This window comes from Sphingomonas sp. UYAg733 (assembly GCF_054057355.1).
Map to the genome: position 1 here is coordinate 87,882 of NZ_JBSRZE010000006.1, position 24,522 is coordinate 112,403.

The window sequence follows — 24,522 nt, forward strand, 5'->3', positions numbered from 1 at the left end:
GCTAGCGCAGAGCTGACCGTGGCGTCGGGGCAAGCCGCAATATCTGCGCCGCCCGCTCCTCGAAATCGTCGAGTGCGGGGCTGAGTTCGCGTTGCCACAAAGGGCTCGCATGAAGCGCCGCCATCGCCCGATCATGGGCGCCGGTATCGGCGACGCGCGTGAACCAGACGAACAGCTTTTCCGACTGGCGCACGGGCAGCTGCGGGAAATTGTTCGGCTCGGTCTCCGGGACATAGGCGGACAGAACCGGCAACCCCGCCGCGACGAGCGCGGGTTTTAGTCGATCATCGAAGAAAGCGGTGAAGCCGTTGCCGGGGTCTTTCCAAAGATAATGGACCGTCGCGACGATAAGGCCCGGTGGTGTCGTGGCGCGAGTCAGCAGGCCGAACCCCAGATCCGTTGTCGCCGGATGCAACAGCAGGACATTGTCGTTATCGTCGAGCAGCGGATTGGCCTCGCCGCGATGCGCTTGCCATGCCGGACCGAAATAAAAGGCGTTGAGTGCGGTTGCCCGCGCCGCCATGTTGTCGAACGCGCGGATCCAGGTGAAGCGGTCGGGATCGTCGAGATCGCGGAACTGCCCGATCAGGCGCATGCCGAGCGCCTCCTGACTGTCGACGAACTCACGCTCGAACAGCGCGATCAACTCGTCGCGCCGGCCCTTGACGATCTTGTACTGGCGCAGCTCGATTACCGGCGATGGTGCGAGCGTTGTCGCGGCCGAGAGCGCGCCACTACTCAGCGCGGCAACACCTGTCATCGTCATGGCAATCATCCTTCTTCGCGACAGCAAACCGGTTTCCGGCAAGGCGATGCTGCCCATCGATAAATCCAGATCCACGAGTCGCCCCTATCCGATTGGAAGTGCCATAACAGACCGGTTGTCCGGTTTTGTCAATCCTGCTATCGAGGCGGCGGGAGACGATCATGCGTACGGAACGGGCGAAATTGCGGAAGAACGATCCGGCCGGCATGCGCAAGCGCGTGATCGACGTCGCGGCGCGCTCGTTCCAGACACAGGGTTATGGCGGCACGAGCATGCACGACGTGGTGCGCGGCGCGGCGGTCACCGGCGGTGCGCTCTATCATCATTTCCCGACCAAGAAGGATCTCGCGCTCGCCGTGATCGCGGAGCGTGTCTCGGGCGAGATCGCCGACACCTGGATCGCCGCGGTGAAGGATGCATCGTCCGGTGCAGCAGGGATCGTCGGCGTGTTCGAGGACGTCGCCGATTTGCTCGACCGGCAAGGTTTGGTCTCGGGTTGCCCGCTCGGCAATCTCGCGCTCGAACTCTCGCTTGTCGATGATCAACTACGCCAAGCCGTCGAGGGAGAATATCGCCTCTGGCTGGATGCTATCGCACAACGGCTGGGCGAGGACGAAGGCGCCGGCCGGGCCGGTTTCGTCGCCGGGGACGCGAACGGCATCGCCGATATGGTCGTCGCGATGTTCACCGGCGCGATGTCGATCGCCAAGGCGCGGCAGGACACGAGCGCGTTGCGCTCCTGCGCGCGCCGGTTGCGGGCGATGATGGATCTGCCGCCGCGCGCGACTGATCGGACCGACGCCAACCAATGGTAAAAGCCGCGTTGAGATTGGCCACCAACACGCGTTGGGGACGCGTGCGGCGGCGGCCGCCGTCCGATTCAACCGCTGGCCCGCTTGCCCTAGCGCGCATCCATGGCCGTAAGCATAACCGTTTGTAACCTGGCACTGGGGGAGCTTCGCGCGCCGCCCATCGCCGATATCGATGAGAATAGTATCGAGGCGCGCGAGTGCGCGCGATATTATCCGCAGTGCCTGACACTGCTGCTCGAGCGGCACGAATGGAGCTTCGCGACGAAGATCGTTGCGTTGCCCGCGCTGACCCTCAATCCACGGGCGGGCGAATGGGCGCATGCTTACGGCCTGCCCGTCGATCTCGGCACCGCCAAGCGGGTGGTACCTGCGGTCGGAGAATGGGTGCCGGCCCAGGGGCAATGCTTCATCGTCGAGGCCGGCGTGCTTTATGCGCAGGCCACGAATGCGGTGCTCGAATATTCGCCCAATCAGGTCGCGGAAGCGGTGATGCCCGCAATGTTCGTCGATGCACTTGCCTTTGCGCTGGCCGCGCGCCTTGCCGTGCCGGTGCGCGACAGCCGCGAAATGAAGGCGCAATTGCTGCAACAGGCGGAGGTCGCCGCACAGCGCGCGATCGCCGATGACCGCAATCGACAGCCGCAGCGCGACCCGCAATATGATGGGGCCTTCACCGACCAGGTGCTGATCGCGCGGACCATCACCGGCGGAGACGTCTGATGGCGCTGCGCACCGGCCAGCCCAATTTCAGCAAGGGGGAAATCAGCGAAGACCTGCTCTCGCGGGTCGATGTCGGTGCCTATCAGGTCGGCCTGCGCCGTGCGCGCAACGTGACGATCCTGAAATATGGCGGCGTCACCAAGAGACCCGGCACGCGGCTCGTCGCCGAAGTCTATGCCGACCAGGGTGTACGGTTGATGCCGTTCCAATTCTCGCTGACACAGACCTACGCGCTCGAAATGGGGCAGGGCTATATGCGCCCGGCTGCTGGTGGTGGTCTGGTAATCGAGGAAAAGCTGACGATCGAGGCGATCACGCCGGGCGCCACGACCATGATCCAGGCGGCGTATCACGAATATGTGGTCGGCGATCAGGTCTATTTCGATGGGATCGAGGGCGCGACCGAGTTGAATGGCCGCGTCGCTCGTGTGCTGAGCGTGGGCGATAGCTCGCATTTCACGATCGCAGTCGATTCGACCGGGTTCGGGGCCTTCACGGCGGACAATAACGGTACGACGCGGGTTGCGCCGCCGCCACCTCCACCCCCTCCGCCCCCGGTCCCTCCACCGCCGCCGCCGCCGCCTCCGCCCGATGTCGGTGGCGGCGGTGGCTCAGGTGGCTTCTGCGTCGTTGACGACACGCCGATCCTGTTGTCGTCGGGCGAGACGATCGAGGCGCGTTTCCTCAAGGCGGGGATGCTGCTGCGGACCCGCCATGCCGACACGATGGAGGAGGGCAATTATCCAGTCGAAGCGATCGAGATGGCATGGAAGCCGGTCTATGCCGCGACAATCGATGGGAACACGCTACGGGCGACGGGCGAGCACCCGGTGTGGATCGATGGCGCGTGGGTAAAGATGCGCGACATCGGCACTTCGGACGGTTCGGCCTGGGTCGCCAGGATCGCCGTTACCGATGCTCACACTTACGTCTCGAACGGCGTGCTGAGCCACAATAAGCGGGCCGACCAGGAACTCGATGGAGGGTATGTATGAGCGTCGCGCGCATCTACCGCGTCGGTTCACCTTACAATGGTGCCGAATTGCCCGAGGTCGATTTCGAACAGTCGGCCGACACCATGTATATTGCGCACCTCAACCATGCGCCGACCAAGCTGGTGCGCGCCGGTCATACCGACTGGACCTTCTCGGCCATCGCCTTCTCCCCGACGCTCGCCAAGCCGACCCTGTTGAGCGCGTCGGCATATTCGCCGAACAGTGACGCGGCCAATGGCGGGGACGCCTATTTCCCCCAGACCGCCACATATATCGTGACCGCGGTCGATGATCTTTCGGGCATGGAGAGCCGCGCATCACTGCCCCTTGCCGCGACCAACGACCTGACGTTGAAGCGCAACTACAATGCGATCAGTTGGACCGCACCAGCGGGCACGGACCTGCGTTTCCGGGTATTCAAGGCCGACAATACCCAGGAATTTGGGTATATCGGCACGACCACCACGACATCCTTTATCGACGACAATATCGGGCCGGATTATTCCGACGGCCCGCCGGTCGGCGCCAATCCGTTTGATGTGCTCGGCAATTGGCCATCGACGGTGACGTTCTTCGAACAACGGCTGCTCTGGGCGCGGACGACGAACCATCCAAATGCGCTGTACGGGTCGCGATCGGGCAGCTTCGAGATCATGGATATCTCCCGGCCGCTCAAGGCATCGGACGCGCTGAGCTTCGCGCTTGTTGCGGGGCGGGTCAATGCGGTCAACCAGCTCGTGTCGATGAACACGTTGCTCGCGCTGACATCGGACAGTATCTTCAAGATCGAGGGCGGGCAGGGCGGCGTGCTCAGCGCGACCGACTTTGCCGTGCGGCGTCAGAACGGGCGCGGATCGTCGCGCCTGTCGCCGCTCGTCATCGACAGCGTGTGTTTCTATCAGACCAGCGTCGGCAATGGCGTGCGCACCTTGGGGTATCAGTTCCAGACCGACTCGATCGATTCCAACGATGTGACGATCTTCTCCCCGCATCTGTTCCGCGGCTTCACCATCAAGGCCTGGGCCTATGCGCAGGAACCGCGCTCGATCGTCTGGGCGGTGCGCGATGATGGCAAGCTGCTGTGCTTCACCTGGGAACAGGAACAGCAGGTCTGGGGCTGGACCTTGTGCGAGACGAACGGCCTGGTCGAAAGCGTCTGCGTCGTGTCCGAAGGGAATGAGGACCGGCTCTATCTGACGGTCAGGCGGGGCGGCAAATTGTTGATCGAACGCATGGCCGCGACACGCTGGGCCGAGGTGGCGGACTGCTGTTTCCTCGACAGCGCCGTGACTTATGTCTTCGAGGAGCCGGCCACGGTGTTGCGCAACCTCGGGCATCTCGAAGGGATGGCGATCTCCACGCTGGCCGATGGCAATGTCGTGTCGGGACTGGTGGTCACCAACGGCATGGTCATATTGCCATTCGCTGCAACCAAAGTGACGGCGGGACTGCCATATTCGGCGACGGTCGAGACGCTGCCGCTGGCGGTGCAGGGACAAAGCGGCTGGACCGTCGCCAAGGTGCAGAGCCAGGCCAAGGCAGTGATCCGCGTGGTCGACAGCCGCGCGCTGAAGGCCGGGCCGACCGACGCGACGCTCGAGCCGCTGCGCGGGCGCACGCATGAGCTGCCGGGCCAGCCCAACGCTTTGCAGACCGGACTCCTGGAAACCTATTTGCGGCCCGACCTGAACGGGGGTGCGCGGGTCGTGGTGCGGTCGGACGATCCGCTGCCGATGACAATCAGCGCGATCTATCTCGACCCCAGCGTGTCGGAATGAAATCCCATAGTTCCTCCCCGGCACGGGGAGGGGGACCAGCGAAGCTGGTGGAGGGGGCGGGCCGGCAGCGTCACGCTTGCGGATATCCCCCTCCACCACGCGCTGAAGAAGCGCGCGGTCCCCCTCCCCGTACCGGGGAGGAGCGAAAGGGCATCACCCTCATCCCCGCGCGCCCAACCCATATCGGCCCGATCGCCCACCGCCTGCGCGAACATGACCGGATCGAATGCGCCGCGCTGGGGCAGACCCCCAAACAGGCTTTACGCGCCGGCCTGGCCGCGTCGTCATTCTGCCTCACCGTGCTGATCGACGGGCGAGCGGAGGCGATGTTCGGCCTTGTCGTCACCAACGCGCTGTGCGGCGAGGGACGGCCGTGGATGCTCGGCACCGACGCGGTCTATCGCCACCCGCGCGAGATGCTGCGCCGGGGGCCCCGCGCGATCGACGCGATGCTCGATTCAACCCCGCGCCTGTCCAATCTAGTTACATGCGGGAACAGCCGCGCCATCCGCTTCCTGCGGTGGCTTGGCTTCGTCATCGAACAGGAGGTGATCGTGCACACCGGAACCGAATTCGTCACCTTCATGCTGGAGCGCCGCTGATGTGCGTCCCCGTCGCCGTCGGTCTTGCCATCGCATCGGCCGTCACCACTGTTGCCGGCACCGTCATGTCCGGCATCGGCCAGGCCCAGCAATATCGCTATCAGGCGTCGATCGCCGACCAGAATAATCGCCTCGCCAACGAACAGGCCAGGGATTCGATCGAGACGACCAACCTGGAATCGCAACGCCGGGGTCGTGCGCTGGCGCAAATGAAGGGCGCACAACAGGCCGCGATGGCGGCGAACGGCGTCGACCTGAATTTCGGCAGCGCGGTCGATGTGCAGAAGGACACCGCGATGCTCGGCGCGGAGGATCTCGCGCAGATCTACAAGGGTGGATACCAGCGCACTCGCGGGTTCGAGATCAGCGCGTTCAACTATCGTTCCGAGGCGGCCGCCAATCGCGCCAAGGCGAGCGGCGCGCTGATCGATGCCGGGTTCAAGGCGGTGTCCACCGCGCTGGGCAGCGCGTCGAATATTTCGGGTATGAAGAAGTTCGGCGGAGCAGGCAGTTTGAACGCCTATGGCGTTCAAGGTTCGGACGGGATCTACTGATGCCGACCGTCCCAATAGAAGAGAACCGTGTCGGCCTTGCCGGCGTAACTGATGCGAAGGTTCGCCCCGGCGATTATACGGGCACGGGCCTGCAGGCGGTGGGGTCGGGGCTTGCGACGCTGGGCGGAGCGCTGGACGGCGTCTCGAAGGATCTGCAGAAAGAGCAGCAACTGATCGCGGCGCAGCGCGAGCGCGATGAGGCGGCGGCGGCCGATGCCGCGCTGAAGCAGGGATATAATGCCTATGACGGAGCGGCACGCGGGCTGTTGCGCGCCGGTGGCGGGTATCTGACGCAGTTCGGGCAAGCGGCGGTGGAGGCGGCCGATGGCGTGAGCGCGGCGCTGAACCGGATCCCGGATGAGATCCGCAAGACGATGCAGCCGCATGTCCGCGACCTGTTCGATGGCGTGATCGGCCAACGTGTCGAGCAGGATATCGCCGGAGTTCGGGCTCATGCCGATGCGCAAAAAAACGTCTGGCAGGGGCAGCAGGCCGAGCAACTGATGGAGGCAAGTGCCGCCAACGCGCTCGACCATATCGGCACGCCGCTGTTCGTCGATCATGTCGCGACCGGGCTGAAGGCGCTGGACGACCGGGCGGCGGTGCAGGGCTGGGACCCGGCGGCCAAGGGAGCGGCCGAGCTTGGCTATATCTCCGGCATCCACAAACAGGCGATCGACGGGCTGACCGTTGGAGATGCGATCGCGGCGGATGCATATTATCGCGCGCATCAAAACGAGATGACGGCACGGGATCGGGTGGAGATCGAGGAAAGCCTGCGCCAGCCATTGCTCGAGCGTCGCGCGGCGGCGGTGATCGATACCTATGGCGCATCGGTTGCCGGCGACCGCGACGGCCCGGCCGAACCCTATGCGCCGCGAAATGCCGACCTGCCTGCGATCTATTCGTATCTAGCTGAGCAAGACCTGCCTCCTGAGGTGGAGGAAGCGGCGCTGAACGACGCCGCCGCGCGCGCGGCACAGATTGAACGCCGGATCGCGCAAAGCCAGCGCGCCGCGCGCGATACCGCCTTCGAACTGGCCGACCGGCTCGGCGAGGGATTCACCTCGATCACGAAATTATCGCCGGATGTGCTGCGCGGGCTGGATCCGGAGACGCTGGACGCGCTGACGCGCCAGGCCGGGGCGAATGCCAGGCCCGAGCCGGTCGCGCTGCCGGGCGAGGCCGCGCACCGTCTGGTGAAGCTCGCCGCGACCGACCAACGGGCGTTCGTCAACACCGACCTGCGGCTCTACCGCGATCAGGTGACGCCGGAGGAATATGCTGCGCTGGTCGATGCGCAACGTGGCTGGCAAGCCTCACCGCCGGCGCTTCCCGCAGTGACCGGACAGCGCGTGTGGGAGGCGATCGGACAGCGAGCCACGGAATTTGGCGAGATGCATGTCGACGGCAATGGGCTCCCCGAATCGGCTTTGCTGAACCGGAATGGCCGAAGCGCGGCCGCGTTGCCGCAAAATTCGGTCTTAATGGTCGGAGACGGCTATGACGATCCTCCTCAGCTGATCGACGTCGGTCAAGATCGTCTCGAAGCCGGCCAGGACCGCGCGGTCGCCTGGCAAATAGCAAAGGAAAGGGGCGGCGACGCCGAAGATGCCAACAGAATTTACCGCCAAATGCGAGGTTTGCCCGAACCTTTCCCAACCCTGCCCTTTCCTCCACCTCCGCCAAAAGCGGCGGCGGATGGCACCAATGAATTCAATGTCCGCTGGCCCACGGCTAAGGAGCTGGCCTTCCATACCCTTATGCAAAACACGTTATTCGTACCGCGCTTGGCTGGTTATCAACGGGCGGTAGGGGCATTGAAGCACTACCTTGACGGGGGAGGCGGTCCAATGACCCTTGATGTCGACAGGATGCTCGACGAAATTCCTAAATTCCGTAAGGAGTCTGCGGCGCAGTTCGATAAAGATGTCGTCAGCAATATTAAACGTAGAATAGTTACCGATTATCGCGGCAATGGCCTATCGTTTGAGATTACGACGCCATGGGGTAATAGTGGAGCGACCGGCGATAAGGATGATGCTCGCGAGTGGGACTGGTTTCATACTGTCGGGGGATTCGATATGGCGCAAACGGCTACTGTTACGGTGAGTCCAGATGCGGGGGATATCGTTAAAGTGAATATAAAATATAATACCCACGTATTCGATCGATATAACTGGGATAACAAGAAAAAAACATTTCCTATGGGCATCGAAATTGATGATCGTACGATGGGCGCGCTGAGTAGTGCTGGACTTGCGCGGGAATTTGATATGATGGGTACTTCATCGCCACGCGAAATCAATCTCCGTTTTCATCTTCCAAAGGAGAGGGTGCGTCGTTAGCTTGACGGGTAATATATATCGAGACCGCCCGTGTATCAATTGGCGGCGCTTGGGTCATTTGGCCAAGCCATGTCCTATAGGGCAAGCAGCGAAGCCTCGCACGATCAAAAATGCGGCGGGCTTATTGTGCTCTATGGACATAAGGGGAACATTCGTCTACTCTGCGAGTGTATCGCCATGATGATGGAGTGAGATGGGGCGTAAGGGTGCCCACACACAGTTCATGTGCCGATGGACTAGCGCGTTGTCATTGGAAAGGGTGTGATGGTTTCCGGACATTCTCCATATCGGAACGTGACGATCCGCAGAATCTTGATCAATGCCCTCATCGCATTCCAACTGTCCGGATGCATTTTTGGCGGCGATGACATCAAGAATGAAAGGGTGTCGGAGGAGGAGATCAAGAATCTCAGACTCTCCGACACGGGCGCAGCATTGCCGGATGGTGCGACCAATGTGATCATCGTGGAAAGACATTTTCAGGACACGATTCAGTTCATCAGGTTCGATGCGGATTCGGACAAAGCGCGGGTCTTCGTACGTGAATTCCTTGACGGAAAGGATCCGGTCCTTGGCTATGAGCCGGGAATTGTCGGTGACCTGAAAGCTGATTGGTGGCTGCAAGCTTTACCAAAAGGCGCGTGGGGAGGCAAAGTAGACAGGGTCGGTACGGCGCATTCTGTCATCGTGCTGAACAAGGGCGCAAAGTCGAGGGTGTGGATCGAGTTATTGGATCATTGAGTGAGCGAAGCCCTCGCATTTTTCATCAATGATATACATCCCATGCAAACCGATAAAATATCGCAGGTCAGTCAGCACTATCCGGTCTGCGTCTCGAACATAACCCCCACATCTATAGTATTTTGCCGTAGCACTCCGGATCAAATCCGCCTGAATGATCAGGTAAGCCCCAAGTGCCAGGCCGGCGGCGATGGCTGCGATGATGATCTTTTTCAGCATTCATGACCTCAGTTCACAAGGGCACAGCGAGGGTATTACCGCGGCTCGATCACAGCGCGACCGTCTCATGATGACGGGGCGCGTTCCAAAACCAAGTGCAACAGGCGAAGGTGCCTGCGGTCTTGGAGGGAGGAACGGCTGTGGGGAAGAGCAACGAGCAGCTGAGCTATCGTGAGCGGCTGACGATTGCCGAGGGGGTGCGCCGGCGCTTGAGCGTTCGGGCGATCGCCCGAACGCTCAAGCGTAATCCGTCGACGATCAGCCGCGAGCTGGAGCGCAACTGCGAGTATCTGCCCTATGACGGATGGCGCGGCTTGGCGCGCGCTGGAGCTGCGCCACCAGAAGCGCCGCCGCAAGCTGCGGTCCGGTACGGCGCTGTTCGATACCGTCGTCGGCTATGTGCGCGAAGGGTGGTCGCCCCTGCAGATTGCGGGCAGATTGCGCCGCATGGAAGCCGACGACCGGTCCCAACGCGTCAGCCACGAGACCATCTATCTCGCGCTCTACGCCCTGCCGCGCGGTGAGCTGCGCCGCGCGTTACTCGCCTGCCTGCGCCAGGGACGCCAGGCCAGGCGGCCGCGCTCGCGTGGCAGCGACCGACACAGCTGGGTGCCCGACGCGCTGCGGATCACAGGTCGCCCCGAAGAAATCGAGGAACGTCAAATAGCTGGCCATTGGGAGGGCGACCTCATCAAGGGCGCCTTCAACCGTTCTGCGGTCGGAACACTGGTTGAACGGACGACCCGCCTCGTCCTGCTCGCCCAGATCGACGCGCCGGATGCCCGCTCGACGCAAATCGGGTTCGAACGCCTGTTCGGCCAGATGCCGGCCGGCTTGCGGCAGACCATGACATACGACCGCGGATCGGAAATGACCTGCCATCAGGCGCTTACCGAAAACACCAGCGTCAAAATCTACTTCGCCGACCCGCACAGCCCCTGGCAGCGCGGCAGCAATGAAAACGCCAACGGCCTCATCCGCCAATATCTGCCCAAGGGTGAGGACCTCAGCGGCTACACCCAGAGCGATCTCGACGCGATCGCCGAGAAACTCAACTCGAGACCGCGCAAGGTGCTCGACTTCCGAACTCCGCTCGAAGCTTACAACGAATATCTCGCCGCCAGCGCCACCGAAACCGGGGGTGTTGCACTTCAAAATTGACACCGCCAAGCCTAGGGATGAGAAAAGTGGACTGTCACTGTAACTCTGCCTGAGGCTCAGACAGTCCTTTTCAGTATATTTCACCAACATCATTATGGCTTGGTTAATAACAGGCGTCCAAAGGGATTCTGGGACTACGCAAAAACGGGTGAATGGCGGTTGGCCGCAAATGTTCTTCGCGCCGAAACTCTATATCGGAACCGTCGTCAAAACGAGGCGAAGTTGCTTGAACAAGCCATTGCGTCTGGTGCCCTATCAACCGGGAATGCTCCGTGACAAGTAAATATATTAACAATCAATCTTTGAAACAGCTCGGCCAGTTTATAAATGTCGCACCCCGGGCATTGAACCAGACGGCGCCGTCCGACACCATGGCTACCTCATCTCTGACAAACATCTCGTGCGGAACTGCTTCTTTAAGATTGACGATGAAGCAGGGCGTAAAAACCTGCTTCCAACGAGCATAAAGCTGGGCTCGATTGCGCACAGTGTAAGTTTTGGTATCGCGGACTGTTAGCGGAAACGACACCGCCGACGCAGTCTTTGCTCGATTACCGCTGATCGCACCATGGATGAACCGTTGAACCAGCGCTTCAAAAGCCGGCGCGGATGCATTCGTGACATTTTGATAGCGATCAGCGCCGTGAAGCCTGTCGGTCGAGGTGAGATCCAAACGAACAGGATAGACCCGTCCCTTTCCAGTCCAGGTTCCGACCAATGCGGTGGAGGTGTAGAAACTCAAGGGGCGCGTTGCCGGTTTGTCGTTGGACGCGAACCGGAGGTCGAAGACACCGCCGCCCGGTTCACGCAGCGTTACTTTCCCGCCAGCAACCGCCACAGTGAGGGGAATATCGATGGGATTTTTGGCATAGAAATAATGAGCCGCAATCAGGTCCGTGTTGTCTCGAATTGTTAGATTGACGCCCACCCGATAAGGGCCGATCCATCCCAGCGCCATCCACTCCTTCGCCTCCTTTGCTTGGGCCGAGGCAGAGGCAGATGATACGATCGCAATCAAAGCGATGGCCAGCGCGGTTCGATAGGTCATGATGCCTTCTCCGTTCAAGCCGACAGGCTAGCAGCGCCGGTGTACATATCAAGAACATTTCGGCTTTAGCCTGAACTCGGCCACCGCAGCGGCGATCAATCCTATTACAAGCTGACAGGGCAGGCGGCGGTCGATGCCGCCGGAGGCGTGGCGGCGGAGTTGGGATGTACCGCGATGAGGTGCTTCAGATCCCGGATCCACGAAAGGCGTGATCGAACAGGTATTTCGCCGTCCGATTCAAACCCTCTGCAAACGCTCCTACCCCGCGCCTCTCATCAGGAGGCGCATGTGGCAGCAATCAGCCCGACAATATTCACCGGACCCTATACCGCGAACGGAACGCAAACCGCGTTCAGCTTCGATTTCTCGATCGTCGGCGCGGCCGATATCCTGGTCCAGGTCGACGGCACGGCCGTCCCGGCCCTGTCCTACACCGTGGAATTCGCCGCCACCGGCGGCACGGTAACCTTCGCCGCCGCGCCCGCCGCGAATGCGCAGGTCCTGCTGCTCTCCGCGCCCGACTATCTCCAGACCAGCGAGTTCGAGAATGAGGGCGCCTATAATCTGGCGACGATCAACACGATCAACCGGCGCGCTGCGGTCAAGGCCCTCGTCACCGAGGACAAGGCGAGCCGCGCGCTGAAAGTGCCGCGTGGCGAGGAGGGGCTCGAGATTCCCCTCTCCGATGTGGCGTCGATCGTCGCGGTGGGTGAGAATTTGCTGTCGGGCGGCGATATTCCGACGGTTGCGGGGGCGATCGGCGACGTGATGACGGTGGCTGACAACATGTCGGTGGTTTCCGGCGTGTTCGACGGGCTCGCTGCGATATTGGCGGTCGCTACCGATCTGCTCGGCGCAAACACGATCGGCACCGTGTCGGCAAAGCTCTCCGAACTGCATGCCATCTATGTCGATCTCGCCAAGCTCGAAGCGATTCAGGCGGATCTGACGAAGCTCGAAGCCGTTTATGCCGCGCTCTCCGCGATCGACATCGCGGCAACGAACATCGCAGCGATTATCGCGGCTCCTGCTGCGGCGACGAATGCAACGACGCAGGCGGGGATTGCAACGGCTGCGGCGGCGACTGTAAACGCCTCGATCACTCCCATCATGTACGGCCGCGGTGCACCGGACGCAATGACGGGCGGTCCAGATGGCGCGACCTATTTCGAACAGACGAGCGGTCGCGTCTATGGCCCGAAGGCGGGTGCCTGGCCCGTGCGGTACATCCAAAACAACAGCATCGGCATCGGGAACGAAGACGCCGCCCTTATCATCATGATGGGTCAGTCGCAGAACGAAGGCTATGCGACGGACTACAAGGCATCGACCGTCCCAAGCGCGGGCGAGGGGTACGAATACTATCGCGATACCGGCAGCTTCGGCGCGATCCTGCCGCTCGGTTACTGTCGTCTCGGCCGCAAGTTCGGCGGGCCGCAGATGGCGTTTGCCAAGGCATGGGCGGATGGCGGCGGCGGTGCTGCCATCTTTGTCGATTGCGCAGCGGGTGGCTCGTCAATCGTCAGCGCGGCGAAAGCGGCACTTACCAGCGCGCCGAACATCGCGGCGCTGTCGGGCGGCACTTGGGACCTGTCCGACCCGGCCAACCTTTACGATAACTATTTTCGCGAGCATGTCCGCCTTGCGATCGCGGATGCCGCCCGCTTCGGCTTCAACATTAACCAGATCGTTATCGACTGGTCGCAAGGCGAACAAGACGCGCTTGGCAACGTTCTGACCGCAACCCATCAGGCGGCGCTAGGGACGTTCTTTGCAAAGCTCCACAACGACTATCCAACCGCTAAAATCATCATCTGCGAACTGGGTAACAACCAGGGCGCGACTAATGTCGTCGCGTCCGATCGCATCCGGCTGGCGCAGAACAACATTGCGACCGACCCGACCTATTCCGGTTACGTAAAGATGGGCTGCACCGACGCGAAGGCTTATACCAATGCGGGCGGCTATTATACTGATACGCTGCATTACAGTATGCTCGGATGCAACAACAACGGTGCGAAGGATGCGGCGGCGGCCTTGATCGCGACGGGTCTGACTGGCAAGTACGCCGTTCCCGATGGCGTTAAATATGCCGATGTTCTCGCCAACATGCCGCCGGTCAACGGCTGGTATCGCTTGCGGATCAGCACGACCGCAAACGGCGCTTTCCAGATCAATATGCAGAACGCGCCGCTCACGCCATATGCAGTGACGCTCTACGATTTGAGCGCGGTAAACAGCGTCGATACGGCGCAGTCGATCTCTTGGACCTTTCCGAGCGCTGCTGCCAAAACGATCGAGGTGTATGCCAACAAGTCCGTGGGCGCGACGTTCACAATCAACGCGTTCAACGGCAATGCCAAGATTTCCGGCTTGCAGACGGTAGATGAAGGGTTCCCGCTCTACAGCTTGGCCATACCCGGTGGAGAGCAGGTGGCTGGTCTGGCGATTGGCAATCTCGCTGCATATCGCTTTTCTTCGAGCAAAATGCGCACGCTCATTATGGGTCAACTCTCGCCCACGTCATCGGCCATTGCCTTCTCGAACACGCTGCTGGCTAAGCTGCCCGGGCTGACGACGCTGGCGATCAATTGGTCGAATGCCAGCCCGACGCTTGATCTCACGCTCGTGCCAAACCTTGTAAGTCACCAACACTCGTTTGGATATTTGACCGTAGCGGAAGTGAATGCTCGGCTGATTGCTCTCAATGCGAACGGGAAGACAGGCGGTACTATTATTCTAAATCAGTTCAAGTTTTCGGGGCCGGCAATCCCCGCCGCTGCGCCGACCGGTGCCGGCGCTACCGCGAAGGCGAGCCTGATCGCCAAGGGCTGGTCGATCACCACGGACTAAGGCGGTGCTGGCGGGGAGCGGATTCGATCAGCCCAGGGCTGCCTTCGCCCGTTGCCTGAGGGCGCGCAGGCCGACGCATGTGATGAACAGCATCTCGATGAATGAGAACATCGAAAGAATAAGGTTGAATGTCAGAACCGCTCTTGTGTTCGTAAAGCTGGAAAAATAACCGACGCCGACAATGGCGATGATGTGCACCGAATAGACGATCGTTTCGATTTTTACCCAGCCCATTGCGCGGTTAAAGCGGCCAAGCATCTGGGCGACGAGAGAGAGCGACGCAGCGGAAAGGGCAAGGATAAGCTCGAGCTGGAGCCCGCCATAGGCTTTGCCAAGCAAGAGCAGCGCCTGGTCCGAAAAGGCCGCTGCCAGCGCGGTCAGAATCGAACAGCCAAGGGCCACGATTGCGGGCGGCAGCAATCCATTGCGGATCGCATGGCCGTCGCTGCTCAGGTTGGCGATACGCGGGATGATGACGTTCGCCATCACGCCGCTGATCACGACGAATATCGCGGCCAGGCGGCCCAGCGCAAAGGTTTGCGCGATCACCTGCGAGCTGCCGTGTAGCGATGCCAGAGAATAGACCAATATGTCCTGCGTCGCGAATATGATCGTGCCCAGCATCGTGCTCAGGACATAGCCAAGCACAGGCTTCATTTCGGATTGGGCATCTGTCGCACGGAATACTGATGGATCGACGCTCCGCCGGGCGATCATGATTGTGAAGAGTGTGGTTGCGCCCATGGTGGCAAGGGGGAACCAGGCGCCGCGGATCAAGAGAAAAAACCCGAGGCCGGCCAGCGCGGCGCGGACCAGCGAGCCCACAAGCTCGGCCGAATAGGCGCGCCGCAACTGCAGCCCCAGGCGCGCGAGTGACACCGTCATGCCGCTCTTGACCTGCAGCCAGCCGGTCACCGCGACAAGGGTTAGCAAGGTCGCGATCGTTGGGATCGTGGCGCCATGGCGCGCGATCATCACACCGAGGATCGACAAGCCGATCAGCGACGACAGCCCAAAGAACCAGATCCGCAGCCGCAAGATCGCCCGATAGCGTATCGGAAATGCAACCCCGCCGCGCACTGCCTCGCGCCAGAAGAATTGCATCGACGCGCCCAGGCCGAGATCGCTGCTGACGACGATGAAATTAAGGCTGACGATGCAAAGCCCGAACAACGCGTATTCGTGTTCCGGCAGAAGATGGACGAACGACAGCGTGGTGATGGCGCCCAGCGCCTGCACCGCGATCGTCGCGAACGACTGTTCGATTATCTGGAGGAGCAGGCGCGGTGACGGAAATACGCGCACCAATCGCGATTTCGCGCGCCTGATCAAACGCCTTTTTCAACCACAAAGTTCTCGATGACCAGCGCGTCCAACCCGGAGGTATAGAATGTACGAACGGCGTCGAATGGGGTGTTGACGATCACTTCGCCCTTTAAATTGAAACTGGTGTTCATCACGCCAGGCGTTCCGGTCAGCTTATGGAACTCGCTGATCATGTCGAAATACACATCGTTGCGGCCTTCGCGCACCGTCTGGACACGCGCGCTGCCATCGACATGGATCGCCGCCGCCAGCTTCTCCTTAGCGAGCGGCTTGGCCGGGAATGTCAGGATCATGAACGGGCTGTCCTGATAGCTTTCGAACAGATCGTCGCAATGTGCCTCAAGGACCGACGGTGCGAACGGCCGCCACTCCTCGCGGAATTTTACCGCGTTGTTGACCCGGTCGCGATTCTCGATCGGCTTCGGGTCGGCAATGATCGACCGGTGGCCGAGTGCGCGGGGACCGAATTCCTCGCGACCCTGAAACCAGCCGACCAACGCGCCCTTGGCGAGCAATTCGGCGGCCGCCTTGGCCGGTGATTCGACTTCGCGGAACGGCAGCTTGAACTTGATCAGGTCGGCCCTGACTTGTTCGCGGGTGAAGCTCGGCCCAAGATAAGCCGACATCTGCGTCATTTCGCGCACGCCCGCCTCGAACGAGGGGGCCAGCGCCGCGCCAAGCGCAACGCCATCGTCGCCGGCCGCCGGCTGGACGAATATCTCGTCGCAAAGCCCCTTTTGCAGGAACAGGCCATTCGCCTTTGAATTGAGGCCGACGCCACCGGCAATACACAGGTTGCGGCTGCCGGTACGCTCGATCGCCTTGGCAATATAGTCGCACTCGACGCGCTCGCACATATCCTGCACCGCCCATGCCAGGTCGCGGTCTGCTTGAGTCAATTCGGCGTCAGGATTGCGTGCCGGGCCGATGTGGCGTTCGACGCCGGCATATTCCCGGCTGCCCTCCCTCAAAAGAAGCAAGTCGGAGCGGACTTCATATCGGCCTGCGCCATAGGACACGAACGGGGAAAGATCGACGGCGCCGGGCCTGCCATATGGCGCAAGTCCCATGACCTTCCATTCGTCGGCATATTTCTCGAATCCGAGAAAGCCCGTGAATGTCGCGTAGAAAAGCCCAAGTGAGTTTGGGTAATTGACCGTTTCGACATGCTCCAGCCGGTTGCCTTTTCCGTGCCAGATACTCGACGCTTCCCATGCACCACGACCGTCGATCACAACGACGGTCGCTTCATCCATTCCCGACGGGACATATGCACTCAGCGCGTGCGCGTAATGGTGATCGATGCGACGCGGGGCGACGAAGTTGCCGCCGAAATGACGTTTCATCATCCGCTCGGAATTTCGTTGATATTGCGCCAGTGAATCGCGCAGCGCGAACCCGGGGAGCGACTTCAGCGGCATCGGATCTTTGCGCGACAGGACATTGCTGACGGTCCGCTTGAGAATCTTCGAAGACTCCTGCCAACCAATAATGATCTGGTCGACTTCTCCAGGAGTGATGCCGACATGGTCCAGGCAAGCCTTGATCGCCAAAGTGGGGAAGGCGGCGTCATGCTTGACCTTGCTCAACCGCTCTTCGGCTATCGCGAAAATCGGGATGCCGTCTTTGACAATTGCCGCAGAAGAATCGTGATAAGAGCTATGATTGATGCCAAGAACGATCATGAAATTCCACTGCCCCTGCCTGAACTCTCTTGTGGATGCCTCATAACGCTGGAAATGCAGTTGCCAAGGTGAAACGCAAGAATGCGGTTTCCACGCACGGGGCGCTGAACACCGTTAGACAAGGGGCTTCCCGGGCCGGGGTTTGGCAATCTAGCTGATCAATCCCACATCAGTCGAACAGCGTCGAACACCCATTTCCGCCATCCGATTCAAACCACCCGCCAATCCACTTACGCCGCGCCTATCATCAGGAAGCATATGTGGCAGCAATCAGCCCAACGACGCGCCTGATCGAGGCGCTGTATAACGACAATCCAGCAATGCTGATCTGGCTGCAAACGCCGTTTCATCGGTGGGACACGTACAGCACCCCCGGCACCTGTCCCACGGAGCAAGCGACCGTGAAGCATACCGGGCGGCGGCCTATGAGGTGTCCGAGAAGTACGGGTGCCGAGATGTGCTTGATTACATCGGCCTAGTGCAGACGAACCGCATTACCGTTCACAGCGGCAACGGACTTTACGACACGATTCACCCGATGAATGCGATGAAGATAAGTGCCGGCCAGATGATCTATTCGATCATGAACCGGGGCTAGCGAATGGCCCAGCTCTTGACCCACTCGTCATGCTCGGGGGTGCCAAGCGGCGGTTCGCGGTCGCTGGTCCATCGTGCCAGCCAGCTGATAAGTCGCCGGATCACGCGGCCACCATTGCTGCGTTTGCCAGCAATCGACGCATGGCCAAGGCGGTGGTGGCGACCAGGAAAAGTGAGGGGACGAGTGGCATGGCGTGATCTTAGCACGGTTCGACATTTATCACCAACGGTGCGTGCCTCGCGTCGGCGAGGGTTTAGACAATATGCTCCATCGGTTTGGTCGGCATAGTGGGTCTTTGGCGCCTCTGCATAAATGGTAGTTCGATATACCGGTAACTAATGCCTGAAAGAATAAACGTCAGGGCGATTGCAAGCATCTTTGTCAGCGCCGATCTACCGCCCCATCCGCTCCCCACAATGATGGCCCCAAGAATGGGCAGATGGAGCAAATAGATCGAGTAGGACCATCGTCCAACAGCCTGAAATGCTGCCGCAGATAGGATTGTTCGCGTGCGGGAGCCTAAATAAATGCACAGTGCGGAAATCGGAAAGAAAAGGACGGCGGCCGCTGGCCAGGTCGGCGCGATCTCCATGATTGCGATCGCGCAGACGAATAGCGAAAGAACGGTCTTGGGCATCGCTCGCTTTGGCGCCATGGCCTGAATCAACCGCGCCAAGGCCATACCGCTGCCCAGACCAAAGATTGCGCGTGCATGTCGCCAGTCAGGGCCGCTTGCCTGAACCACAGACACGATGCTGCCACCGAGGATTAGCAGTGCCAGGAGTATGACAATCCGCCGGTTCGAAAGCCGTGCCAACGGGCCGAGCAGGGGGAGCATAGCAAGTGGCACGAATAACTCGAACGGTACGCTCCATGCCGGACTGTTGATTGACCGAATCGCAAGGATCGACGCGACCCCGGCAAAGTTCGACACGATTTCCAGGATGGTGAAATGATCGGGCGTCACGATAAGGGCAACCGCAGTCGTCAAGATCAGGAGCGGCATCAACCGGCGGACCCGCTTGATTATATATTCCGGTAATGTCGGCCGGCGTTTTGAAAATGACAGGAAAAGCACGAAGCCGCTCAGGATGAAGAAGAAGTCCACGCACAGCGGTGTAAGACTGTGCCGGAAATACCCGCCGCTTGCCGACTTGAGTACTCCATCGGACCCTAAATGGAATAGCATGACGAGGATAGCCAAAACACCTCGCATCCCGTCGAGGTCATGGAAATGACCGAGTTGGGGCTGAACGCTCGACGTCGTATCGGTTTTGTCCATCGCGGCTTTATACAGATGGCACTCTTGCTCGCAATCCAACGGTGGCCACCATGACCGCACGTCGTTTTCATCAATTACTCAACATTAACGTGCGCATAGGTGCGGCAGTTCGGCCGCGACAACGGGATTGGGTTCGAACGCTTCGACACCTCTGCACAGGGGCAGGAGGGCGCCAGCGTAGCCGCCACGATTAGTGCCTATATCGGCCGCTATCTTATCTGGCGCCACGAGAGACGACAGCAGATTTACCTTGGGCTCGTAGATTCGGCGCTCGGCGGCAAGTTGAAGACAAGCGCCTACTGCCCTGACGCGGTCATCGGGCGATCATTGCCCCGCTCGATCTCTTCGGTTGCGTTGCCGTAGATCATTAGCCCCGCAAACAGCACTAGGATGCTGCCGAGAATAATCGCCGAGCCGAAGCGGTTCCAGAAGCCGCGTTTCATCTTTGACCACCACTTGATTCAGTTCGCGCCGCCGTAGCGCCATGACGACGCGCCAGCAACAGGAGCATCGCATGAGTCCGCGCGGACCACCGCCGAACACTCCTCGCCGACCCTCACGAAAGTAGCATGATTCTGCGTGAGATGTGCAGGGTGGTTAAGTTCGGCCCCTCGCCTCTGACATCGCCAATCTAAAGAGACGCCCTGCGACGAACGGGGGGATTGGAACGACGGAATGTTGTTGATAAGGAAACCCGGTGAGCTCTGGCGCGCCCTTGCGAGATCCGAAGCTCGATCTCTTGCGCGCCGTTGCCGTGCTGGCGGTCGTCTTCTATCATGTGTTGCAATGGTCGCCGATCGACCCGCTTTGGCTCGATTCGCTGGCGCATTTCGGCGCTTATGGCGTGGACCTGTTTTTCATTCTCTCCGGCTTTCTGATTGGTTCGATCTACTGGAGAGAGGAACGGGCTGCGGGGCAAGTGCGGCTGCTTCGCTTCCTCGCGCGCCGCTGGCTACGGACCATACCGCCTTATCTGGCCGCTCTACTGCTGGCATGGGGGGCGGTCTGGTACGCCAGGCACGAGCCGTTCGATTGGCGCTACCTTGTCTTCCTGCAGAATTATCGAACCGAAATCCCTTACTTTTTAGTGAGCTGGTCGCTCTGTGTGGAGGAGCATTTCTACCTCCTTGTACCGCTGCTGATGGTGCTTACGCGATCGTTCAAGCCGGCTCGTCTACCGTTATTGGCGGTCGGACTGATCGGGCCGCTCTTGTTCCGCTGGCATTACGCCGCGGTCGCGCCGACTTCGCCGTTCGGCTTCTACCGGACCGCGACGCATGTTCATTTCGAGGGGCTGACGCTGGGATTGGCGTTAGCGTGGCTGAACATAAATCGCGCGGATCTGTGGGCGCCGACCGCTCGCGCCGCGAAATGGCTGGTGGTACCACTCTTCGCTCTTTGTTGCGTCGGCGCGACGGCGCCGATGACAGTCAGCTACGTGGTCATGAACAGCCTGGTAGCCTTATTCTTTGCGGCCGTTCTTCTGGCCGTGACGGGCAAACGCCCGGTCCTCGGGAAACTGCTGACCGGGCCAGTGCGCGCGGTCGCGATAACCTCGTACAGCGTCTATCTCATTCATCCGCTGATGATTCATGCCGGAAATATTCTGAACCAACGTGTCGCCTTTATCGGCGACCGGCTGACATTCTTCGTGGTCTGGCCGACACTGATAGCGGTATTCGGCGCCGCGTTTTACTATGTCTTCGAACGTGGGTCGCTGTCCCTGCGGGAGATATGGGCGCCGAGCAACTTTGCCGGCGGTGGTCTCGCCCCGGTGCCGGCCGACGCCGTCTCTCCTATCGCCGCGGAATTTTCGGACAGGACGGACTAGCGCCTTTTCGAACTGAGTTGATCCACCATTCCCCGTTCGATTCCACCCAAATCAAAAGCTGCTCTTGCGGTCGCTGGTTCGTAGCCGGCCCGGATTTCATCTCGAACAACCGGCGGTGTAATTTCGGCTCACCGGTGACGATGGACCGTGATCAATGCTATCAATGCAATCACGCATCAGCCTGATCGCGTCAGGCGTGATGCCGGCTGCGGATTCCCCTGATTCTGCCACGATGCTGTGGTATTGAAACATACCTAAGCTATTGATTTAAATAGAATATATAGCCGTGCCGGGCGCCGAAGATATGCGACCAGGGGGTGTCCCATATCTCTCGGCCGCCCATCCGGCCCGGCGTGATCCTATTCGTTCCCGAATCTGCGCGAAGATATGCAACAACCGGTGTAACATATCTCCCCCGAAACAGGATTGCCGCTGGGCTGAGAGCGCCAGGCCTCGCGCCGGACCAGAGCCGCTGCCGCACGTTTGACATAATGCTCGATGCTCTGGCCACCGTCGATTCAACCCGCGCCGCCGTGGCGTTATCGCGAAACTCCAGCAACGGGAGTACCCGCATTGAGTCCGCCGCGCACCACGGTCGAACACCCTTCGCCGACCCTCAACGAAAGCAGCATGATCCTGGGCGAGATGCGCGGGCAGCTGCGGGAGGTCGTGCATTCGGTCAACAATCTCTCCGCCAAACTCGATGGGCTTACGCGCGAGGTGGTCGGGCTCGGGCCGCTCGCCTCCGACATCGCCGATCTCAAGATCCGCCTCGCGACGCTTGAGGCAGCCAATAACCGCAGCGAAGGCGCCAGGACGATCGGCCGGATGCTGCTCAAATCGCCCGCGCTCGGCTGGCTGGTCGGCGCGGCCGTCACGGCCTGGGCGTTGCTCTCGGGAAAGGTGACGCCATGACCGCCGCAAAGCTGTTGTTCGACGCGATCCGGCAGATCAAGGGCAAGGCCCTGACAAAGACGGACGTGCAGGCGGTCAATGCGGCGCTGGCAAGTTTTCCGCCCCCACCACCTTCGCCGCCGCCCGCTGCCGCGCCCATGTTCGCCCCGTCCGCCGCGTGTGCCCGCCTCATCAAGGGGTTCGAGCAATGCCGTCTGACCGCGTACCTGCCGACGCCCGACGATGTGCCGACGATCGGCTGGGGCACGACCGGTCCCGGCATCCGGCTCGGGCTGGTATGGACTCAGGCACAGGCCGACACCGCGTTCGCTGCCGATCTCGACCGGTTCGGCGGCGCTGTCGCGGCGTTGCTCGGCACCGCCGGCCAGAGTCCGTGGACGACACCGGGGCAATATGACGCGATCGTCAGCCTCGCCTATAATATCGGCACGACCGCGCTGCGCAATTCGACGCTGCTGCGCCTCCATCTTGCGGGCCGTTATGCGGAGGCGGCCGATCAATTCCCGCGCTGGAACAAACAGGCGGGCAAGGTGCTGAACGGCCTCACTCGCCGGCGCGCGGTGGAACGTGCCATGTATCTTGGTGCCGCGGATCGGGAAGGGGCGGGGGCATGACCTTCTGGGCCTTTCTCGACCGCTGTCTCGACCGCCTGCCCGGCTGGCCGAGCGAGCGGCAATGGGTGACGATCGGCGCCTTCGCGCTCGCCGCGCTGCTGCTCGGCATGGCGATGCGGGATCCCGCGCTGTGGGAGGTCGAGGTGTTCAAGGTCATTATTCAGGCCGTCACCCTGACCGGCCTGCTCAACATGATCTTCGCCTTCCACTTCGCCGCCAACAAGGGCGATGAGGACAAGACACGCAACACCGCCGCCGCCTTCGCCGCGATCACCGCCACGGCGCAGGCGGGTAATGCCGATCCCGCGCCTGACGTTATGCTCAAGCCCGGCGAGACGGCCCGGACGGAAGGCCGGCGATGACATTACCCCCCTGGATTGCGAAGAACGCGGCGCGGGTCGCGGCCGTCGCGCTGCTTCTCGCCCTGGTCGGCGCGCTGTTCGCGCTGCGCTCCTGCGGCACCGCCCGAACCGCACGGACGGCCGAGCGGCTCGCGGTCGGGCAGCGCGGTGCCGCGCTCGACAGCGGTGCGGATGCCGTGCGGACGATCGGCAATGCCCACGCCGCCGAAACAGAAATCCACAACATCGTGAAGGACGGAACCGATGCCATTACCGCGGCCCCTGCGGGCAATAGCAACGACGCTGCTGATCGCGCCACTTGCCGCTTGCGCAGCTACCGTCATTCGGACGAGTGCGTCGCCTTGCTCGGCCCTGCTTCCTGAAGGCTGGCAGGCCGGCGTCTCCCCGGCGGCGCGCCCGCAAAGTGCAAAGCTGGCCGATGGTCATGACGACGCGCGGCCCTGGCAATCCGGCTTTGTCGAACAGACCGGGCAGCTCGAGGTGGCAAACGGGCGTTATGTCGATGCGGTCGGCATCATCGGCCGCTGCGAAGCGCGCGACGCCCAAGCCGTCAGGAACGCGCGCCCGAAATTCGCCGGCCTCTTCTGATCCGCCGCCGCATTTTCGATCAGTCGCCGGGGTCCGTCTGGTACCGCCAATGCGCCCGCAGGCGCATTTCCAAGCGGATCTTAAGCCTGCCAGCGCTTCTTGGCGGTCAGGATCATGCTCTTCCAAAGCAGCGGCAGGCGGCCGACGCCGGTAAAGTCCTTCACGACGAAACCGCCGTCCTCCAGCAATTTGGTCAATGTTTCGCGACTGAAGAATTTGACATGGCCACCCTCGTGCAATGGGTGGTGATGATGGTCCCACTTTCCCGCCAGCGCGACCGCTGCGTTCTTCAAATATCCGTGATACGGCGTGCTGATCACCAATGTCCCATGCGGTTCAAGCGCATCGAAACAGTATCGGACCAATTGCTGCGGCGAATACAGATGCTCGACCACTTCGGTCGACACGACGAAGTCATATTGCCGATCGGGCGCATTTTCGAACCGGCCGACGTCGAAAGATAATTCGGGGTATTTGCGCCGCGCTACCTCGATACCGCCTTCGTCGCCGTCCATCCCGGACACCGAAAACCCGGCCCGCGCCAAGTCGGCGACCAGCGTTCCATTGCCGCATCCGACATCCAGTATCGACTGCGCGTTGGCCTTTCTCGCCGCTTCGAGCACGGTCCGGTTGATATAGGAATTGCAGTGCGAAACCGCATCCGTCCAACCATAGTCTTCAGTCTTCACGCGCAAAATCCCCTCTCGCGGAAGTTGCCATCTCC

The 24,522-nt window shown here is 61.0% G+C and carries 24 protein-coding genes and 1 pseudogene; 16 read left to right on the top strand and 9 right to left on the bottom strand.

Annotation, left to right across the window (positions count from 1 at the left end; genetic code table 11):
* Window position 1: 1 nt before the first annotated feature.
* Complete coding sequence (locus ACVWZA_RS12310; protein ID WP_457311507.1) at window positions 2–766, bottom strand: NIPSNAP family protein; 765 nt, start codon at window positions 764–766, stop codon at window positions 2–4.
* 161 nt (window positions 767–927) lie between these two features.
* Here ACVWZA_RS12310 and ACVWZA_RS12315 point away from each other — a divergent pair, with 161 nt between their 5' ends.
* The 6 genes from ACVWZA_RS12315 (at window position 928) to ACVWZA_RS12340 (ending at window position 6,227) form a co-directional block, all read left to right on the top strand.
* Complete coding sequence (locus ACVWZA_RS12315; RefSeq protein WP_457311508.1) at window positions 928–1,581, top strand: LmrA/YxaF family transcription factor; 654 nt, start codon at window positions 928–930, stop codon at window positions 1,579–1,581.
* Window positions 1,582–1,680: 99 nt separating this feature from the next.
* On the top strand, window positions 1,681–2,298 hold the full coding sequence (locus ACVWZA_RS12320) for a hypothetical protein (RefSeq protein WP_457311509.1): 618 nt from the start codon (window positions 1,681–1,683) through the stop codon (window positions 2,296–2,298).
* Window positions 2,298–3,293, top strand: a complete 996-nt coding sequence (locus ACVWZA_RS12325) for a ubiquitin-activating E1 FCCH domain-containing protein (protein WP_457311510.1) — start codon at window positions 2,298–2,300, stop codon at window positions 3,291–3,293. The genes ACVWZA_RS12320 and ACVWZA_RS12325 overlap by 1 nt, the downstream gene beginning before the upstream one ends.
* Window positions 3,290–5,071, top strand: coding sequence for a hypothetical protein (locus ACVWZA_RS12330; protein WP_457311511.1), 1,782 nt, complete (start codon window positions 3,290–3,292; stop codon window positions 5,069–5,071). Before ACVWZA_RS12325 ends, ACVWZA_RS12330 begins: the two co-directional genes overlap by 4 nt.
* The gene (locus tag ACVWZA_RS12335; protein WP_457311512.1) at window positions 5,068–5,673 is read left to right on the top strand and encodes a hypothetical protein; all 606 of its coding nucleotides are present in this window, start codon (window positions 5,068–5,070) and stop codon (window positions 5,671–5,673) included. The genes ACVWZA_RS12330 and ACVWZA_RS12335 overlap by 4 nt, the downstream gene beginning before the upstream one ends.
* Window positions 5,673–6,227: a hypothetical protein gene (locus tag ACVWZA_RS12340; RefSeq protein WP_457311514.1), complete on the top strand. Its 555-nt coding sequence runs from the start codon at window positions 5,673–5,675 to the stop codon at window positions 6,225–6,227. Before ACVWZA_RS12335 ends, ACVWZA_RS12340 begins: the two co-directional genes overlap by 1 nt.
* Here the strand turns inward: ACVWZA_RS12340 and ACVWZA_RS12345 are convergent.
* The gene (locus ACVWZA_RS12345; protein ID WP_457311515.1) at window positions 6,221–6,532 is read right to left on the bottom strand and encodes a hypothetical protein; all 312 of its coding nucleotides are present in this window, start codon (window positions 6,530–6,532) and stop codon (window positions 6,221–6,223) included. The two genes, ACVWZA_RS12340 and ACVWZA_RS12345, sit on opposite strands and share 7 nt — an antisense overlap.
* A 24-nt stretch (window positions 6,533–6,556) precedes the next feature.
* Here ACVWZA_RS12345 and ACVWZA_RS12350 point away from each other — a divergent pair, with 24 nt between their 5' ends.
* Together ACVWZA_RS12350 and ACVWZA_RS12355 are read left to right on the top strand one after the other, a co-directional pair.
* Entirely contained in the window at window positions 6,557–8,575 is a 2,019-nt protein-coding gene (locus ACVWZA_RS12350) for a hypothetical protein (RefSeq protein WP_457311516.1), read from the top strand.
* Between the two features lie 312 nt (window positions 8,576–8,887).
* Complete coding sequence (locus ACVWZA_RS12355; RefSeq protein ID WP_457311517.1) at window positions 8,888–9,316, top strand: hypothetical protein; 429 nt, start codon at window positions 8,888–8,890, stop codon at window positions 9,314–9,316.
* On the opposite strand, the gene ACVWZA_RS12360 is transcribed toward ACVWZA_RS12355, so the two are convergent.
* Window positions 9,302–9,535: a hypothetical protein gene (locus tag ACVWZA_RS12360; RefSeq protein WP_457311518.1), complete on the bottom strand. Its 234-nt coding sequence runs from the start codon at window positions 9,533–9,535 to the stop codon at window positions 9,302–9,304. The two genes, ACVWZA_RS12355 and ACVWZA_RS12360, sit on opposite strands and share 15 nt — an antisense overlap.
* Before the next feature lie 140 nt (window positions 9,536–9,675).
* Between ACVWZA_RS12360 and ACVWZA_RS12365 the strand changes: the two are divergent.
* A pseudogene (locus ACVWZA_RS12365) lies at window positions 9,676–10,696 on the top strand (IS30 family transposase).
* A gap of 295 nt (window positions 10,697–10,991) precedes the next feature.
* Here ACVWZA_RS12365 and ACVWZA_RS12370 read toward each other — a convergent pair.
* Window positions 10,992–11,744 carry a hypothetical protein gene (locus ACVWZA_RS12370; protein WP_457311519.1) on the bottom strand — a complete coding sequence of 251 codons (753 nt, stop codon included), beginning with the start codon at window positions 11,742–11,744 and terminating at the stop codon, window positions 10,992–10,994.
* A gap of 288 nt (window positions 11,745–12,032) precedes the next feature.
* On the opposite strand from ACVWZA_RS12370, the gene ACVWZA_RS12375 reads away from it, so the two are divergent.
* The gene (locus ACVWZA_RS12375) at window positions 12,033–14,597 is read left to right on the top strand and encodes a sialate O-acetylesterase (protein WP_457311520.1); all 2,565 of its coding nucleotides are present in this window, start codon (window positions 12,033–12,035) and stop codon (window positions 14,595–14,597) included.
* A 27-nt stretch (window positions 14,598–14,624) separates the two neighbouring features.
* On the opposite strand, the gene ACVWZA_RS12380 is transcribed toward ACVWZA_RS12375, so the two are convergent.
* Window positions 14,625–15,575 carry a hypothetical protein gene (locus ACVWZA_RS12380; RefSeq protein ID WP_457311522.1) on the bottom strand — a complete coding sequence of 317 codons (951 nt, stop codon included), beginning with the start codon at window positions 15,573–15,575 and terminating at the stop codon, window positions 14,625–14,627.
* Here ACVWZA_RS12380 and ACVWZA_RS12385 point away from each other — a divergent pair.
* On the top strand, window positions 15,558–15,887 hold the full coding sequence (locus ACVWZA_RS12385; protein ID WP_457311524.1) for a hypothetical protein: 330 nt from the start codon (window positions 15,558–15,560) through the stop codon (window positions 15,885–15,887). The two genes, ACVWZA_RS12380 and ACVWZA_RS12385, sit on opposite strands and share 18 nt — an antisense overlap.
* 38 nt (window positions 15,888–15,925) lie before the next feature.
* Here ACVWZA_RS12385 and ACVWZA_RS12390 read toward each other — a convergent pair whose 3' ends face one another.
* The 3 genes from ACVWZA_RS12390 to ACVWZA_RS12400 all read right to left on the bottom strand — a co-directional run bounded on the left by ACVWZA_RS12390 (window position 15,926) and on the right by ACVWZA_RS12400 (window position 19,931).
* Entirely contained in the window at window positions 15,926–17,608 is a 1,683-nt protein-coding gene (locus tag ACVWZA_RS12390) for a carbamoyltransferase family protein (protein WP_457311526.1), read from the bottom strand.
* A gap of 851 nt (window positions 17,609–18,459) precedes the next feature.
* Window positions 18,460–19,488, bottom strand: a complete 1,029-nt coding sequence (locus tag ACVWZA_RS12395; RefSeq protein WP_457311528.1) for an acyltransferase family protein — start codon at window positions 19,486–19,488, stop codon at window positions 18,460–18,462.
* Between the two features lie 296 nt (window positions 19,489–19,784).
* Entirely contained in the window at window positions 19,785–19,931 is a 147-nt protein-coding gene (locus tag ACVWZA_RS12400) for a hypothetical protein (protein ID WP_457311529.1), read from the bottom strand.
* A 254-nt stretch (window positions 19,932–20,185) separates the two neighbouring features.
* Here ACVWZA_RS12400 and ACVWZA_RS12405 point away from each other — a divergent pair, with 254 nt between their 5' ends.
* The 5 genes from ACVWZA_RS12405 to ACVWZA_RS12425 all read left to right on the top strand — a co-directional run bounded on the left by ACVWZA_RS12405 (window position 20,186) and on the right by ACVWZA_RS12425 (window position 23,572).
* On the top strand, window positions 20,186–21,319 hold the full coding sequence (locus ACVWZA_RS12405; protein ID WP_457311530.1) for an acyltransferase family protein: 1,134 nt from the start codon (window positions 20,186–20,188) through the stop codon (window positions 21,317–21,319).
* A gap of 573 nt (window positions 21,320–21,892) precedes the next feature.
* Window positions 21,893–22,234, top strand: a complete 342-nt coding sequence (locus ACVWZA_RS12410) for a hypothetical protein (protein ID WP_457311531.1) — start codon at window positions 21,893–21,895, stop codon at window positions 22,232–22,234.
* Window positions 22,231–22,848 carry a lysozyme gene (locus ACVWZA_RS12415; protein WP_457311532.1) on the top strand — a complete coding sequence of 206 codons (618 nt, stop codon included), beginning with the start codon at window positions 22,231–22,233 and terminating at the stop codon, window positions 22,846–22,848. Before ACVWZA_RS12410 ends, ACVWZA_RS12415 begins: the two co-directional genes overlap by 4 nt.
* On the top strand, window positions 22,845–23,210 hold the full coding sequence (locus ACVWZA_RS12420) for a hypothetical protein (RefSeq protein ID WP_457311533.1): 366 nt from the start codon (window positions 22,845–22,847) through the stop codon (window positions 23,208–23,210). Before ACVWZA_RS12415 ends, ACVWZA_RS12420 begins: the two co-directional genes overlap by 4 nt.
* Window positions 23,207–23,572: a hypothetical protein gene (locus ACVWZA_RS12425; protein WP_457311534.1), complete on the top strand. Its 366-nt coding sequence runs from the start codon at window positions 23,207–23,209 to the stop codon at window positions 23,570–23,572. Before ACVWZA_RS12420 ends, ACVWZA_RS12425 begins: the two co-directional genes overlap by 4 nt.
* A 306-nt stretch (window positions 23,573–23,878) precedes the next feature.
* Here ACVWZA_RS12425 and ACVWZA_RS12430 read toward each other — a convergent pair whose 3' ends face one another.
* Window positions 23,879–24,487: a class I SAM-dependent methyltransferase gene (locus ACVWZA_RS12430; RefSeq protein ID WP_457311535.1), complete on the bottom strand. Its 609-nt coding sequence runs from the start codon at window positions 24,485–24,487 to the stop codon at window positions 23,879–23,881.
* Window positions 24,488–24,522 lie beyond the last annotated feature (35 nt).